Annotated in this window: 15 protein-coding genes; 12 read left to right on the top strand and 3 right to left on the bottom strand. The window is 45.0% G+C overall.

Annotation, left to right across the window (positions count from 1 at the left end; genetic code table 11):
* Positions 1–16 precede the first annotated feature (16 nt).
* The 8 genes from V7M78_RS06580 to V7M78_RS06545 all read left to right on the top strand — a co-directional run bounded on the left by V7M78_RS06580 (position 17) and on the right by V7M78_RS06545 (position 9,216).
* On the top strand, positions 17–508 hold the full coding sequence (locus tag V7M78_RS06580) for a GNAT family N-acetyltransferase (protein WP_333647652.1): 492 nt from the start codon (positions 17–19) through the stop codon (positions 506–508).
* Between the two features lie 134 nt (positions 509–642).
* Entirely contained in the window at positions 643–1,479 is an 837-nt protein-coding gene (locus V7M78_RS06575; protein WP_333647650.1) for a MerR family transcriptional regulator, read from the top strand.
* Positions 1,480–1,679: 200 nt separating this feature from the next.
* Positions 1,680–3,455 (top strand): cache domain-containing sensor histidine kinase, encoded by a 1,776-nt coding sequence (locus tag V7M78_RS06570; RefSeq protein ID WP_333647648.1) that lies wholly within the window; start codon positions 1,680–1,682, stop codon positions 3,453–3,455.
* Positions 3,456–3,497: 42 nt separating this feature from the next.
* Positions 3,498–4,235 (top strand): response regulator transcription factor, encoded by a 738-nt coding sequence (locus V7M78_RS06565; protein ID WP_333647646.1) that lies wholly within the window; start codon positions 3,498–3,500, stop codon positions 4,233–4,235.
* 248 nt (positions 4,236–4,483) lie between these two features.
* A complete protein-coding gene (locus tag V7M78_RS06560) occupies positions 4,484–5,575 on the top strand; it encodes a BMP family protein (protein ID WP_333647644.1) in 1,092 nt (363 codons plus the stop codon).
* Between the two features lie 81 nt (positions 5,576–5,656).
* Positions 5,657–7,222, top strand: a complete 1,566-nt coding sequence (locus V7M78_RS06555; protein ID WP_333647642.1) for an ABC transporter ATP-binding protein — start codon at positions 5,657–5,659, stop codon at positions 7,220–7,222.
* A gap of 3 nt (positions 7,223–7,225) precedes the next feature.
* Positions 7,226–8,290 carry an ABC transporter permease gene (locus tag V7M78_RS06550; RefSeq protein ID WP_333647639.1) on the top strand — a complete coding sequence of 355 codons (1,065 nt, stop codon included), beginning with the start codon at positions 7,226–7,228 and terminating at the stop codon, positions 8,288–8,290.
* A gap of 8 nt (positions 8,291–8,298) precedes the next feature.
* Positions 8,299–9,216 carry an ABC transporter permease gene (locus V7M78_RS06545; protein ID WP_333647784.1) on the top strand — a complete coding sequence of 306 codons (918 nt, stop codon included), beginning with the start codon at positions 8,299–8,301 and terminating at the stop codon, positions 9,214–9,216.
* A 66-nt stretch (positions 9,217–9,282) separates the two neighbouring features.
* Here the strand turns inward: V7M78_RS06545 and V7M78_RS06540 are convergent, their stop codons facing one another.
* Genes V7M78_RS06540 through V7M78_RS06530 form a run of 3 tightly spaced genes read right to left on the bottom strand, consistent with a single transcriptional unit; the run spans position 9,283 to position 13,591 of the window.
* Entirely contained in the window at positions 9,283–10,980 is a 1,698-nt protein-coding gene (locus V7M78_RS06540; RefSeq protein ID WP_333647637.1) for an FAD-dependent oxidoreductase, read from the bottom strand.
* Between the two features lie 37 nt (positions 10,981–11,017).
* On the bottom strand, positions 11,018–12,397 hold the full coding sequence (locus V7M78_RS06535; protein ID WP_333647635.1) for a cation:dicarboxylate symporter family transporter: 1,380 nt from the start codon (positions 12,395–12,397) through the stop codon (positions 11,018–11,020).
* Complete coding sequence (locus tag V7M78_RS06530) at positions 12,398–13,591, bottom strand: MalY/PatB family protein (protein ID WP_333647633.1); 1,194 nt, start codon at positions 13,589–13,591, stop codon at positions 12,398–12,400.
* 266 nt (positions 13,592–13,857) lie between these two features.
* Here V7M78_RS06530 and V7M78_RS06525 point away from each other — a divergent pair, with 266 nt between their 5' ends.
* From V7M78_RS06525 to V7M78_RS06510, 4 genes are all read left to right on the top strand, one after another.
* Complete coding sequence (locus V7M78_RS06525; protein ID WP_333647631.1) at positions 13,858–14,340, top strand: MarR family winged helix-turn-helix transcriptional regulator; 483 nt, start codon at positions 13,858–13,860, stop codon at positions 14,338–14,340.
* 275 nt (positions 14,341–14,615) lie between these two features.
* Complete coding sequence (gene mraZ, locus V7M78_RS06520) at positions 14,616–15,041, top strand: division/cell wall cluster transcriptional repressor MraZ (protein WP_333647629.1); 426 nt, start codon at positions 14,616–14,618, stop codon at positions 15,039–15,041.
* Entirely contained in the window at positions 15,038–15,976 is a 939-nt protein-coding gene (gene rsmH, locus V7M78_RS06515) for a 16S rRNA (cytosine(1402)-N(4))-methyltransferase RsmH (RefSeq protein WP_333647627.1), read from the top strand. The genes mraZ and rsmH overlap by 4 nt, the downstream gene beginning before the upstream one ends.
* Before the next feature lie 16 nt (positions 15,977–15,992).
* Positions 15,993–16,475, top strand: coding sequence for a cell division protein FtsL (locus V7M78_RS06510; protein WP_333647625.1), 483 nt, complete (start codon positions 15,993–15,995; stop codon positions 16,473–16,475).
* Positions 16,476–16,481 lie beyond the last annotated feature (6 nt).

Here is a 16,481-nt window from a genome sequence, read left to right as displayed (position 1 = left end):
TTTAGGAGGCCGAGTTATGGGAATTACAGTCAGAGAGTTTACAAACAAAGATATTAAGGATATGATTGCCATTTGGAATGAAGTGGTTGAAGAGGGAGTAGCTTTTCCGCAGAAAGAACTTTTGGATGAAAAGACTGGCCTGGAGTTTTTTGAAAGCCAGTCCTTTACCGGAGTTGCAGTTGAAGAAGAAACGGATACCATTGTAGGTCTTTATATCCTGCATCCAAACAACGTGGGAAGATGCGGACATATTTCAAATGCAAGCTATGCAGTAAAAAGCGGCCAGAGAGGGAAGAGAATAGGAGAAATTTTGGTCTTGCATTGCCTGGAAAAGGCAAAGGAAATCGGCTTCAGAATATTGCAGTTTAATGCAGTGGTAAGCACCAATACGGCAGCGCTCCGCTTATATAAAAAGTTGGGATTTGTCCAGCTTGGTGTCATTCCCGGAGGCTTTCATATGAAGGACGGAAGCTATCAGGATATTATTCCTCATTATCATACATTGTAATAATGTATTTCCCAAGGTATGAACAGAAATATAAAATTGAAAAATAAATGGCAGAGGGGTTGACTCTCACACAGTGGTATGCTTTAAAGTAGAACTGAGCTCAGAAACACACATATATATGTGAGGTGAAACCAATGTTAAAAATAGGAGATTTTTCAAAGTTGTCAAGAATCACCATCCGTATGCTGCGGCATTATGATGAAATCGGAATACTCCATCCCGTTGACGTCGATCATATGACCGGATACCGGTACTACAGCGAAGCACAGCTTCCCTTAGCCGGAAGAATCCAGGCGTTAAAAGACTTAGGCTTTGGGCTTTCTGTTATCAGAGAAATCCTTGCTAAATACGAGGATGCCAGAGAAATGGAGCGGTTTCTTGTGATCAAGAAGCAGGAAATGGAAGAAGAGGAGCAGATGCTTCAGCAGAGGATACGGTTGCTTGACAATGCCATTGAATGGCTGAGAAAGGATGGGAATATCATGGGATATGACGTTAGTTTAAAGACTCTGCCGAAGCGGTATGTAGCAAGTGTGAGGAAGGTGATCCCCTCTTTCGCACACGAAGGAATGCTGTGGGGAATTCTGATGGAGGAAACAGCCCCCCTTCACATGCAGGATGGGTCCCCGTGTTACACACTGGCTATTTTTCATGACGGAGAATACAAGGAGCAGGATGTGGATGTAGAGGTTCAGAAATCTGTTATCGGCACATACAAGGATACGGAGCATGTGAAATTTAAAACAATGCCCCCTGTAGAAATAGCCAGCGCTGTTTACAAAGGAAGCTATGAGCAAATCGGGCAGGTCAACGAGGCGGTTGCCAGGTGGATTCAGGATAATGGATATGAATTTGCAGGACTTTCTTTCAGCATCTATCATGTAAGCCCTCATGAAACCCAGAATCCCGACGAGTACGTGACAGAGGTGTGTTACCCAGTAAAGAGGCGTGAGGATTCAATAAAATCGTAGTCAAAAAAGCAAACATGGGCCGGGGAGAAATCTCCGGCTTTTTGAATATAGACAGGTTTCATGAAATGTGTGGCAAAGCTGTTATGTGCATGGTATAATTTGAAAAATAAACAGGTTCCTTGTAACTGGCAAATAAAGATATGGGAATCCTATTTTCGTATAAACAGAAACAGAGAAAAATCCGGGAGGAGGAGAACGCTTTGTCAAAGCATTTGTCGTTTCAAATGAAGCTGACCCTGGTATTTATTGTGGCAGCCATGATTGAAGGGGCTATTATTGGGAGCCTCTCTTTTTCCCACAGCAAGGCAATTGTTGTGAAGAACAAAAAGCAGGAAATGTCGGATACCATTAACCGCATTGATATTAATATCAATGTGAAGGTCCGCTATATTATGGAAATACTTGACAACGCGTCTGAGAGCCAGCTTGTGCAGAATGCCTGTATTCCCGGCTGGGATCAGGACGATGGAGACGTTATGCGGGCTTATCTTGACGATTACTGTAAAAGTCTTATTCAGTCCGTAGGGGAAGACATTGACATTTCCATTATTAATACTTCCCAAGTCATGTATACTACTGTTGATCCTGAAGATTCCGGTGCGAAAGCAGTTTCCGAACAGGTGCTGCGCACCTATTATTCTATTATGGGCAGCAGAAACAATAAAGCGGTGTGGACAGGCATTATGCCCAGGATGTTTTCCAGGTGGGAAGAGGATGACCAGGCAGTTACTGTAATTCGGGCGATTCCGGATGAGAGCGGAAAAAACAATCTGGGAATTATGATTATGGAACTGGATCCGGATATGTTCAGCAACCTGCTTTTGGGGAATCAGGGATTGTTTCAATATCAGTATTTGTTCATTGCAGACCAGAGTGGGCATGTGATCTGCAGCAATCCCAAGGTAAACAACCAATGGCAAGACGAAATTAACCAGCGTTTTAATGGAGGAAACCGCCGTTTTGAACTGGAATGGAATGGAAAACAGTATTATGTCTGTGGACAGTATAACGGTATTACAGGCTGGAGGTCTTATTCTGTCATTCCTTTAGAAGGGTTATTCCCCCAGGCCCGTGCTTTGAACAGTTCCATATGGCTGGTGGTCCTTGGAAGTGCTTTTGGAAGTGCGGTCGTTATTGTTCTTTTAGTCTATGCCATGGCAAGGCCCATCAAGCGGCTTTCCAACGCAATGGGACAGGTGCAGAAAGGGGATTTTGCCGTCAGGGTGCCGGGGAATAGAAAAGATGAAATCGGAAAGCTGGCGGAATCCTTCAACTACATGCTGGATGAGATCAACACCCTTATCAAACAGGTATACCAGGAAAAAATCGCGCAGAAGAACGCGGAGATCCAGGCACTCCAGGCCCAGATTAATCCTCATTTCCTTTACAACACCCTGGATTCGGTCAACTGGATGCTGATTGACCGGGAAGAATACGATATCAGCGATATTGTTATTTCCCTGGGAGAATTAATGCGTTACAGCATAGAAGATGAAAACGCTTTTGTTCCCCTTAAAAGGGAAGTGGAATACGTGCTCTGTTATTTAAAGATCCAGAAAAACCGACTGGAGGACAGGTTGGAATATTCCATGGAGGCTCAGGAAAATCTAATGGAAGAAAAGGTACCCAAGCTGATTCTCCAGCCCATTATAGAAAATGCCATAACCCATGGAATTGAGCCGAGAAACCAAAAAGGAAGCATACACATCTGTATAGAAGACCAGGGAGAAGCCATGGTCATTTCCGTAGAAGACAACGGAATGGGCATGAACCCGGATCAGCTTAAGCATTTAAAGGTTGAAGAGCCTGATGCTGAAAAGGAAGGACATACGGGAATTGGACTCAGAAATGTGGACCGGAGAATCCGTCTCCACTATGGGGAGCAGTACGGAGTTTCCATAGAGAGCCAATACGGAAAAGGAACTCTGGTGCGCCTGCATATTCCCAAATCCTCCAGAGGGACGAATTCACCTTAAGACAGCCTCAGTTTTTAGATGAGAAGGGAGAGGACTTAAAAGATGAAACTGATGATCGTGGATGACGAGCCGAAGATCAGAAAAGGACTTTTTAAACTGCTGAGTGCGCAGGAAGGCTGGCAGGTGGTTGGGGTGTATGAAGATGCACCTTCCGCTTTAAAAGACCTTTATGAGCTGGAAGCTGATGTGATCATTACAGATATAAAGATGCCGGAGGTATCGGGCCTGGACTTGATCCGCCAGATTCGGGAGAGAAGTTTAAACATCCGAATCATCATCCTCAGCGGATACAGCAACTTTTCCTATGCCCAGAAAGCCATTGAACTGGGAGTGACCAGATATTTGCTGAAACCCACTGATCCCAGGGAGCTTCTTTCCCTGTTAAAGGAAATGGAACGGGAACTTCTTCCCAAAGTCCCGGAAGCAGAACCTGACCAAAGGCCGGACGGGGAAAATGAAGTGGGAAATCTCCTGGTGGTGAAAGCTATTCAATACATTGAGGTTCATTATGGGGGCAGAATTACCTTAAAGGATATGGCGGAGGAGCTTCATTTGTCCCCCAATTATTTATGTGAGCTTTTTAAGCGCCACACGGGAAAGAATCTCATGGAATATGTGACGGAATACCGGATGCAAAAAGCAAAGACATATTTAAGCCATGTGGAATACCGGGTGGGAGATGTAGCGGAAATGGTGGGCTATAAGGAGGCGAAATATTTCAGCAGTGCCTTTAAGAAGGCATATGGGATGACACCTCTGGAATACCGGAACAGACGGTAGGCTGACTTTATATTATTTTGGGAAAGGCAGGAAAAATGACTAAAAATCATCTCCTGTCTTTATTTTATTTATACATAATCACAAAGAACATAATATTTTGGAATAAATAGTAATCTGATAGAATTGTGATGAATGTGAAAGAATGATAATCTATTGATACAAAGATTGGGAAACGTCGGTAAAACGTGCCAATCAAAAGTAAGTGTCAGATATTAATGAGGGCAAATCAAAAGAGGAGGAATTTATTCATGAAGAAAAGATTTGGCACATCACTCATTGCAGCAGCAATGGCGGCGGCTCTGGTATTAAGCGGCTGCGGTTCTTCAAAGCAGGCAGAGACTACGGCAGGAGCAAGTACAGAGACAAAGGCAGAGGCAGGAACCAATGCCCCGGCAGAAACAAAGGCGGAGACAGGCGGAAAGAGCGCGGCAGATTATAAGATCGTCCTCATCCTTCCCGGCCCTATCAACGACCAAAGCTGGAATGCCACAAACTATGCAGGTCTTGTTGCATGCAACGAGAACCTGGGAACCAATATGGAATACGTGGAAAATGTACAGGCTTCCGACTATGAATCAACCTTCCGGGAGTATGCAGAACGGGGCTATGATCTGGTTATGGCAGCAGGCTCCCAGTTTGACGAGGCAGTGGCGGCAGTTGCCCCCAATTACACCGATACTACATTTTGCGTGGTAAACGGTTCTAAGTATGACGGAGACAATGTGGCTCCCATTTTCCCCAAAGAGTATGAGGCCAGCTATATTGCTTCCATTATCGCAGGAAATGTGACGGAAAACGGAAACTTTGCTACCATCGGCGGATTTCCCAATGAGCCAATGGAGCATTTGATGGATGTATATGAAAAGAATTCTGTTGACATTGCAACAAGCCGGGGCATTTCCGGTGCAAAGGCTACAAGGGCTTATGCCAATAGCTGGAATGACGTTGCACTTGGAAAGCAGATGGCAGAGCAGATGATTGACAATGGAGCGGATACTTTATTCGTATATGCCAATGAGGTTGGTCTTGGAAGCATTGAAGCAGCCAAGGCAAAGGGCGCTAAATTCATCGGCTTTTCCAGCGACCAGACCACCATTGATCCTGATACTGTAGTGGCTTCCGTTAACTTTGATTTTACCAATTTCTATACCTGGGCTTTAGGCCTTTACATGGAAGGTGGACTTGCCGGAAATAGGGTTCACGAGGCAGGTATCAGCGAGGATATTTTTGTACCCGTATATACGGATCACATTTCTCAGGAAATAAGGGATGCAGTCGATAAAGGAATTGAGGAATTTAAAGAAGGAAAAGTTGATTTACAGGCTCTGTTTGAAAAATAAGGGATAAGGGTCAGGCTGCTGCAGTTAAAAAGAAAAATGTTTAATTGCAGCAGCTTTTTGCTTTGAAAAAGGAGGTACTTTGTGGACACACCGTTTTTTGAATTAAAGAATGTATCAAAATATTTTGCCAGGGTAGTGGCAAACAAGGATATTTCTTTTTCTGTAAACAGGGGAGAGGTACTGGCGCTGTTAGGAGAAAACGGAGCGGGAAAAAGTACGGTCATGAAAATTCTCTACGGCCTTTACCGGGCCGATGAAGGGCAGATTCTCATGGATGGGAAGGAACAGAAAATCACCTCTCCCAAGGATGCCATGGCTCTTGGAATCTCCATGATACAGCAGCATTTTTCCCTGGTGCCCGCCCACACAGTGACAGAAAATATCATCCTGGGCAATGTAAAGGGCGTCATTGATTATGATCAATGCAGAAAAGAAGTAGAAGCGTTGTCAAAACAGTATGGATTTGACATTCCTGTAGATGCAAAAGTTAGCGACCTTGCAGTGGGAGTGCAGCAAAAGGTGGAAATCCTCAAGGCCCTGTATTTAAAGACAAGTCTTTTGATCATGGATGAGCCCACTGCCGTTTTAACGCCTCAGGAAGCCGACACGCTAATGGAGTTTGTCAAGGAATACGTTTCCAAGGGAAATTCCGTTATCTTCATCACCCATAAGATGAAAGAGGTCATGAAGGTGGCGGACCGGATTGTGGTCATGCGGGGCGGGCGGCTTACGGGTGACCTTTCTGCAAAGGATACCGATGAAGTAGCTCTTACCAGATTGATGATGGGAAAAGAGCTGACCGTTGCAAAGCGGGAACGAGGTGAGGTGAATTTGCCTGAAGGGCAAAGAGAAGATCTCCTGGAGGATAAGGCTGAAAAGGGAAAAAAGGTCTGTCTGGAACTTTCCTCTGTTACGGTACAGAGAAAGGGAGAAACTCCGGTTTTAAGCGATCTGTCTTTTCAGATTGTGGAAGGTGAGATTTTCGGAGTGGCAGGAGTCAGCGGAAACGGCCAGGAGGAACTGTGTCAGGTTATCAGCGGAGCCCTTCCAGTGACTTCAGGAAAGGTGCTTTTAGACGGAAATGATATTACAGGTACTTCCGTCAGGGAGCGCATTGATTTAGGGATCGGATACGTTCCGGTGGACCGTTACCGGGATGCAATGGTGGGAGAAATGACTCTGGCTGAAAACATGATGTTAAAGACCAGTTTTAATAAAAAGTGGACTACCCACGGCTTTTTAAATAAAAAGAAACTGCAAAGTGACACCCAGAAAGCCATTGAGGACTTTAATATCAAGGCCCCTGGGCCTGATGCCCAGATCAGAGGCTTGTCAGGAGGAAACCAGCAGAAGGTGATTCTGGCAAGAGAAGTGGGAAACGCAGGAAAGATACTGGTCATGGATCAGCCTACCAGAGGTCTTGACCTGGGAGCCATTAATAACATACACAACAATATTCTGACAGAGGCCAAAAACGGAAAGGGAATTCTTCTGGTGTCAACAGAGTTGTCGGAGATTTTCCAGCTTTGTGACAGGATTGCCGTTATGTATAAGGGCACTTTTATGGGAATTTACGATCAGGGACAGTTAAACACGGAGCGGATCGGTCTTTTGATGGCCGGATACAAAGAGGAGAAGGAGGCATAGGAGATGAATGCAAAAATCAGGGATATGATCGTGACAAATGCCATTGCCGTTGCCGCCGGTTTAGGGTTAAGCGGGTTGATGCTCCTGCTTTTGGACATCAACCCGGCAGAGGTATTTGCATATTCCGTGAAAACTATGTTTACGGATAAATATACCATGGGAGAAGTGTTTTTAAAAGCAACACCTCTCATTTTTACGGCATTGGCATTTGCTTTTACTTATAAGGCCAATCTGTTTAATATCGGAGCCCAGGGTCAGTTTTATATGGGTTCTGTTGCAGCCATTGCTCTGTCCCTCCAGCTTGATGGAAAGGTTCCGGGCCCTGTTCTTCTGATTATGGTCTGCCTTGTGACAGCTTTGGCAGGCGGGCTTACAGGAGCCTTGATTGGATTTTTAAAGGCAAAATACAAGGCCAATGAATTCCTGGTCAGCATGATGTCCACCTATGTGGCTCTTGCTGTTATGAATTATTTGCTGCGAACCTTTTTAAAAGAGACCAAAGGGGAGTATCCTCAGACCGACGCTATTACAAAGGCTGCATGGATTCCTTCTATTATAAAGGGGACCCGGCTTCATGCAGGATTTATTCTGGCGGTCTGCGTTGCCATTGGAATATGGGTGCTGCTTTATAAGACACCTTTAGGATACCGGATCCGTGCAGTGGGCAGCAATGCTTCTGCAGCCAGGATGTCAGGAATTAATTCCAGCCGGATCTTTGTGACTGCATTTTTTATCAGCGGTGCTTTGGCAGGGATGGCTGGTTTTACAGAAGTCAACGGCGTTCAGCACATGCTGATTCAGGATTTTAACACAGGAGTGGGTTCTGCCGGACTGGGAATTGCCATACTGGCCAATGCCAATCCTATCGGCATCATTTTTGCATCTATCCTGTTTGGAGCCTTAGGCGTTATGGGTAATCTCATGGGCCGTATGCCAGGAGTTAATGTTCCTGCCAGTATTGTGGATTTAATGCAGGGATTTGTTATGCTTTTCGTCATCGTGTCCTATTTCTTCCGGCATTATATGGAAATCAGGCGAGAGAAGCGTAAGCTGCAGAAAGGAGGGTGAAAATGGTTATGATCATAAGCTTATTAAAACGTGCATTAATGATGAGTACTCCTTTGCTCTTAGGCTCTATTGCTGAGGTAATTGCAGAACGCTCCGGTATGATGGTAACTGCCATTGAAGGAATCTTTCTCATGGGAGCCTGGGGCGGATTTGTAGGGACCTATCTGACTGGAAGTGCCTTTATCGGAATTCTGGCAGCCATGGCCTGCGGGCTTACGGCAGCGGCTGTTTACGGTGTGGTCTGTATATTCTTAAAACAGCATCAGGTGGTGACGGGAACGGCCATCAATGTGCTGGCAGCAGGTGTCTGCACCTATCTTCAGAGAGTACTGTTTGGCGTACCGACCACCCCTTTGAAAATCAGCCCTCTTCCTGAGATTGCTGTTCCCCTTCTCAGCAAGATTCCTCTTATTGGGCCGGTTTTCTTCCAGCAGAATATACTGACCTATGTGGTGTATCTGCTCATTCCGGCATCTTACTTCATGCTGTTTAAGACCTCTCTGGGGTTGACCATCCGCTCCACCGGAGAAAATCCTGAGGCAGTGGATGTGGCAGGCATTCACGTCAATGCAGTCCGTTTCTTTACAGTTTTGTTAGCCGGGATGATGGGTGGTGTTGCAGGAGCATTTTATTCTGTAGGATATTTGGGAATGTTCACCACCAATATGATCGGCGGCCGGGGCTGGATTGCCTTTGCCATCTGCTTTTTGGGCAACTGGAATCCCAAGGGAGCGGTGGCGGGCACTGTGGTATTCGGATTCACAGAAGCCATTGCCATCTATATGCAGTCAGTGGGAGGAGGGGGCTACTTCCCCAATGAATTATTCATTGCTCTGCCTTATATCCTGACCATTGTGCTGACTGTTTCCAGAAAGAATTTCAATGTTCCCGCCAGATTGGGAACGGCTTACAGCAAGGAAAATTAAATACACAGTTAAGAAGGCATCCTTTGACCGGAAAGGCAGATTTACTGGTCAAAGGATGCCTGGTTTTTAAAGAAAATTATATTCTGTAAGTATCTTTTCCCGGCCTGTAGTCATATCCGTAAAATACTCATAATAGCTGATTCCAAGGAAAGAACCGGAAATATTAATGATGTTGTCAAATCCACGGCCTTTTAATGCCATGGCTGCATTATAGCTTCTCTGACTGGTTCTGCAGTGCAGATATACCGGTCTGTCACGGGGGATCTCTGATGTGCGCTGTCTCAATTCCCCTAAGGGGATATTTACGGCTCCGATGAGGTGACCCATCTCAAATTCGCCCCTGCTTCTCACATCAATGATGCAGGCTTTGTTTTCCACTAATTTCCGTACTTCACTCACATGAACTTGTTTGACGGCTCCGTGAAGAATGTTCAGCGCTGCCAGTGCGGCCAGATTGACCACATCCCTTGCTGTGCCAAATACCGGTGAGTAGCAGAGTTCCAGTTCTTTTAAATCCTCCAGAGTTCCGTTCATAGCAATAAGGGTTGCTATGACGTCGATTCGTTTGTCTGCATTACCCCTGCCTATAGCCTGAGCTCCCAGAATTTTTCCCGTAGGTACTTCAAAGACAAGTTTAAAATGCAGGGGAGAACTGCCGGGCATCAGTCCAACCTTGTCCATGGACATGGTGTAAACAGAATCGCAGGGGATATTGTTGGATTTTGCAGTTCTTTCGTTAAGTCCGGTGGCAGCAGCATTGAGGCTGAAGACTCTGACTGCACAGGAACCCAGGACTCCGTTATTCCTGGCGGGGATTCCATATATGGCATCGGCAGCAGCTCTTGCCTGCCGCAGGGCCGGGCCGGCCAGAGGAAGTCTGACAGGTCTATGGGTCAGGCGTTGGTATACCTGGATAGCATCACCCACGGCATAGATATGTGGGTCACTGGTCCTGTAATCCGGTGTTACGGTGATTCCGCCGGTTTCGCCGATTTCCAGGCCGGCCTGTTTTGCCAGTTCTGTCTCCGGTAACACGCCAATGGAGAGGATCACTGCATCGCAGGGCAGTTCCCTGCCGGAGATTAAGATTACATGACTTTCAGTAATGGATTTAACCCCATCACCTACCACCAGTTCCACGCCCTGGTCAAGGAGTTCTTTCTGAAGAATCTGGCTCATATCGTAATCAAAAGGTGTCATAATTTGGTCAGCGGCTTCTGCAACAGACACCTGTTTCCCGGCAGATTTCAGGTTTTCTGCTACCTCCAGGCCAATAAAGCCGCCTCCGATCACAACCACTCTGCGGATATCTTCCCGGGACGTATACTGGTCCAGCTTTACAATGTCATTTACATTACGTACAGTGAAAACATGAGGGAGGGACACGCCCTCAATTGACTTGGGGCGGATTGGATATGAACCCGGTGAAAGCACCAGTTCATCATATGGCTCATCATATTCCTGTCCGGATACGCTGTCTTTAATGTGTATCTTCCGGAGGGTGCGGTCAATGCCGCACACCTCGCTGTTAACACGCACTTCAATATCGTAGGAATTCTTAAAGTCCTCCGGTGTCATCAGTACCAGATAGTCTTTCTCTTCTACGGTTCTGCTTAAGTAATAGGGGAGTGAGCAGTTGGAAAAGGATACATGCTCTCCCCGTTCAAATATAGTTATGGACGCATCTTCATCCAGACGCCTGATTCTGGCTGCGGCGGATGCACCGCCGGCAACACCTCCAACAATAAGAACACGTTTTCCCATGTATACACATCCTTTTTAAATATTTTTGTTATTGTTCCTATTTTGCTGAAGCTGATTTCTTTTCCAGATTCAGTGATTTGTTGTTATATACGTTCATGTCAATATTGTTTGTCATTTTTGCAGTTACCAGGCCGGTTATCATACCGTCGCTTACATTGAGGGCTGTTCGGGCCATATCAATGACGGGTTCGATTCCTACCAACAGACCTGCGATGCCCACAGGGAGACCCAGTGCTGAGAGTACTATGATGCCGGCAAAGGTTGCGCCGCCGCCGACACCTGCAATACCGATGGAGGCAAAGGTGATGACAATTACCATTGTGATAAAGAAGGAAACTGTAATGGGCTGCCCTACTGAGGGAGCTACCATAACTGCCAGCATAGCGGGATAAATGGCGGCACATCCATTCTGGCCAATTGAAGTACTGAGAGAACCGGCAAGGTTTGACACTCCGCTGTCCACGCCCATATCATCTGTCAGAGTCCTGATGGTCAGAGGCAGGGTTCCTGCACTGGTACGGGAAGTAAAGGCGAATACCAGAGTTGTCATGGCCTTTTTAAAATATATAAGAGGGCTGATTCCTACTGCAGCCAGTATTAAGCCATGAATGATGAACATGATAAGTATGGCTATATAGGATGCGAGAACAAAAGTCACAAGCCGCAGGATGCTGGTGTAGTCACTTCCTGCAATGGTCTTGGTCATCAATGAGAAAATGCCAAAAGGGGTCAGCATGATGATCATCATAACCACTTCCACCACCAGGGTGTTTAGTGAATTCATCAATTTAGTGAAAAACTCCGCCTGTTCGGGGGCATATGTCCGTACACCGATTAATCCGATTCCAAGAAATGCTGCAAAGAACACGACGGAAAGCGTTGCATTACTTCCCTGGCCGGATAGGGCTGCAATTGGATTGGCTGGAATGATGTCAATGATGGTATCTTCTATGGAAAGACCATCCTGAGCCTTTTCTTCTAATTGGGAAGTTTTCTTGCTCTCAGCTTCGCCGATTTCCAGTCCTTCGGCACTGACATGGAAGGCCATAGCTGTAGCACCGCCTACGACAGCTGCCACTGCTGCAGTGGACAGGAGGACTACCAGTACAAGGGCGGTAATCTTACCAAGGTTTTTGCCTGATTTCTGGTTGATGATGGCACATACAATGGATACAAAAATCAAGGGAATGACCATCATCTTCAAAAGTTTGGTATAGGCAGTTCCCACCAGGCTGATCCAGTGGATGCTTTGGGTAACGGCTGCGTCATCTGTCACTGCCTTTAAGATTGCACCAAATACAATACCGCCGAAGAGACCGGCAACCACACGCACATTAAAAGATTTTCCTTTTTTCTGTAATATGAATAGAAAGCCAAGATAGATTAAAAAACAGATTATACTGATATAAACAGACATTTATTTTTTCTCCTTTTCTTTGATATTTCTGATAATGCTCTCAACAGCAGTAACAACATTCTTTGTATCTGTAGCCAGATTGATGCGAATAAATCCATGTGCCATGTGACTGAACCATTCTCCCGCATCACAGGCAAGACGGCACGTGTCTTGAATGAAAACTGCAGTTTCTTCACCGGTGAGATAACCCCTTAAGTCGATCCAGGTCAGGTATGTTCCTTCAAGAGGTGTGACCAGAACCTTTGGAAGTTCCTCTGCAAATTCCTGTTTCATATAATTGTAATTGTGGAGAATCAGCTCTTTCACATTCTCCAGCCATTCCTCCCCATCACGAAAGGCAGCTTCTACGGCTATAATTCCCATAAGATTGACTTCTGCTGAACCAATGCTTTTGATGTATGCATCATAGGTTTCCATAAGCTGCTTGTCAAATATGATTACATGGGAGTGAATTAGGCCGGCCAGGTTAAAGGTCTTGGAACCTGCATTCAGGATGATTAAAATGTCTTTGTATTTACCGTCTCCTACCAGCGCGGATGATATAAATTTCTTTTCATCATAGGTGAAGTCCTGGTGAATTTCATCGGAGACTACCAGTACCCCGTGTTTGTGACAGATACGGAACATGGTGTCCAGTTCTTCTTCTGACCATACCCGGCTTACGGGATTATGAGGAGAGCAGAGGATAAACATCTTTACCTTATTGTCCACAATATCCTTCTCGAACTTTTCAAAATCCAGGGTGTAATAGCCGTTATTATTATCAAGCTCACATGTGACCAGTTTTCTGCCGGTGTTCAGGATGGAATCGTAAAAAGGATAGTATACAGGAGGGCAGATGATAACGGAATCCTCTTCCCTGGTATATGCCCTTACAGCTGCGTACAGGGAACCTACCACACCGGTGGCAAATCTTAAGTGTTCTCTGGTAAGTTCCACATTATGATACTTTTTCTGCCATGCAAAGAAAGAATCGAAATATGCATCCCCTACTGTGCTGTAGCCAAACACCCCGTGATCTACGCGCTTCATCAGTGCCTCCCTTACTGCTGCCGGTGACTGAATCTCCATATCGGCAACCCAGAGAGGCAGAAGATCCGGATCTCCAAAGATTTCATGAAGTGAGTCCCACTTTAATGTACCGGTTCCCCTCCGTTCCCTGCAATTTTCCCTGCAGAATTTTTCAATGTTCATGAAAAACACCATCCTTTCCATTATGTAAGCAAGATATAGTAATATGGTTTAACTACTAAACAATATTATAAAATGTTTAGTGCATAATGTCAATATAATTTTAATATATTTTTTATAATTAGTACAATATTTACATAAAATATAATGATATTTAATTTATTGTTAAATTGATTAACTATATTATTTTGCAAATAAAATATTGAAGCCTGATTCTATATATGGTATTATTCATTTACAGACATTACTGATAGAACAGGAGCATCTATATGAGCCACATTTCAGATATAAACAGTGCGTATCAAAAGTTAAACGCACGGGCAGATACATTATATGAATTTGTCATCCTATATTATAATTACATTTATTCTCACCACACATATGAGAATGAAAAATTTAACATGATGGAGATACACACCCTTACCTACATTGATGATTCTCCCGGAATCACTGCCACGGAACTGACAAAGATATGGCATAAAAGCAAAAGCGCCATTTCCCAGGTGATTAAGAAACTGGTTGACTCCGGATATGTAGAAAAACGCTATAAGGAAAATAATGAAAAGTCCATATGTTTATATGTGACGGAAAAAGGACGGAGGCTTTCTTCTGTCCATAAGGCTTATGACGTTGCAGACATTACGCAGACTACTTCTTACCTTATCGAGCAGTGCGGTGAATCCGATTTGGATGCCTTTTACCGGATCATTGAGAAGTATAATGAACTTTTGAAATCTGATTTAGAATCATAGATGTATCAATTGAAAATAATTCGGGGAATATCCTCAAACCAGAAGGGACAGGCCGGCTGGTTTGGGGATTTTTTTGTCCTTTTTTGGAAAAGCTGAAAAGTAATGTTACAAAACAGGGTACACACCACAAAAAATGGAAATTAATCGAAATTATCCTTGCTATTTCCGCTTAAATGTACTAGAATTAATGTACAAGTGGTGGAAAGTGGTACGAAGTGGTAGAAAATGGAGGGAATGTGGTTTAAAAGCCCTCGGTGTACAAGCAGGTGATTGATATGTTCATGGGTGAATACAATCATACAGTCGATGCAAAGGGACGTCTCATTGTCCCGTCGAAGTTCAGAGAGCAGCTTGGAGAAGAATTCGTCGTGACGAAGGGCTTAGACGGCTGTCTGTTTGTGTATGATAATAAAGAGTGGACCGCCCTGGAAGAAAAGTTAAAAAGCCTGCCGCTGACCAACACCAATGCCAGAAAGTTTTCCAGATTCTTCCTGGCCGGAGCTTCTTCCTGCGAGGTGGACAAGCAGGGAAGAATCCTGCTTCCATCGGTTTTAAGAGAACATGCAGGCATTGATAAAGACGCAGTGCTTGTAGGTGTGGGAAGCCGTATAGAAATCTGGAGCAAGGATGCATGGACAGCAGCCAATACCTATGATGATATGGAAGAAATCGCGGAAGCTATGGAAGGACTTGGTATATGATGTTTGAACACAAGTCAGTGCTGCTATATGAGACCATTGACAGCCTGAATGTAAAGCCGGACGGAATTTATGTGGACGGTACCCTGGGAGGCGGCGGACATGCCCTGGAGGTGTGCAAGCGCCTGGGAGAACACGGAAGATTAATCGGAATTGATCAGGATGCAGACGCCATTGAGGCTGCTGCAGAACGGCTGAAGGATTATAAGGATAAGGTAACAGTCGTAAGAAGCAATTACGAAAATATACAGACAGTATTAGATGACTTAGGGATTAAAAGGGTGGACGGAATTTACTTAGACCTGGGAGTATCCTCTTACCAGCTTGATATGCCGGAAAGAGGATTTACTTACCGGGAAGATGACGCTCCCCTGGACATGCGGATGGACCAGCGAAAGGAACAGACCGCAGCCGATATTGTCAATACCTACAGTGAATTTGATCTGTACCGTATCATAAGAGATTACGGAGAAGATAAATTTGCAAAGAACATTGCAAAACACATTGTAAGAAACAGAGAAGCCGGTCCCATCAAGACTACAGGAGAGCTGACGGAGATCATCAAGGCAGCGATTCCGGCAAAGGTGAGGGCAGTGGGAGGGCACCCCTCCAAGAGAACATTTCAGGCTATCCGGATTGAACTGAATCAGGAGCTGGAGGTTCTCATCCGGTCTATTGACGGGATGATCGATCTGCTGAATCCGGGAGGACGGCTTTCCATCATTACATTCCACTCCTTAGAGGACCGGATTGTAAAGACGAGATTTAAAACCAATGAAGACCCATGTACCTGTCCCAGAGATTTTCCGGTCTGTGTCTGCGGAAAGAAGAGCAAGGGAAAGGTCATTACGAGAAAACCTATTGTACCAAGTGAAGAAGAGATAGAAGGAAACAAACGGGCGAAGAGTTCAAAGCTTCGTGTCTTTGAACGAAACTGAAAGGGAGGAAAAGAAAGTGGCTGCAAGAAGAAATGTGCGTTCTTATGGAAATACCGCTTATGTACAGGGAAATACTGTCCGTAAGGCCATGCCGGCGTCTATGCCGGTACATACACCAGATAAAGTTCGCCGGCCTGCCGTCAATCACCGGGTCAGACGAAATCAGGAAAAAGCCTTGCAGATGGATCTTCCCTATGTTGTTCTGATGACTGTTGCCGTAGTCATCACTCTGGCTTTCTGTGTGCATTATCTGCACCTGCAGTCTTCCATTGCATCCAGCATTCATGTTATTGAGTCCAAGGAGGCAGAGCTGGAAAAGCTGAAAGCTGAAAATGATGCATTGGAAATGAGTATTAACACTTCCGTTGATCTGGACCACGTATATAAAGTGGCTACAGAGGAACTAGGTATGGTCTATGCCAATAAGGATCAGATCCTTCACTATGATAAAACGGAAAGTGAGTATGTAAGACAGAATGAGGACATCCCGAAATATTAACAGAAA

Source organism: Lacrimispora sp. (genome assembly GCF_036758025.1).
GTDB lineage: Bacteria > Bacillota > Clostridia > Lachnospirales > Lachnospiraceae > Lacrimispora.
The sequence above is the reverse complement of the archived record's forward strand: the minus strand, read 5'-3'. Positions and strand labels throughout refer to the sequence as shown.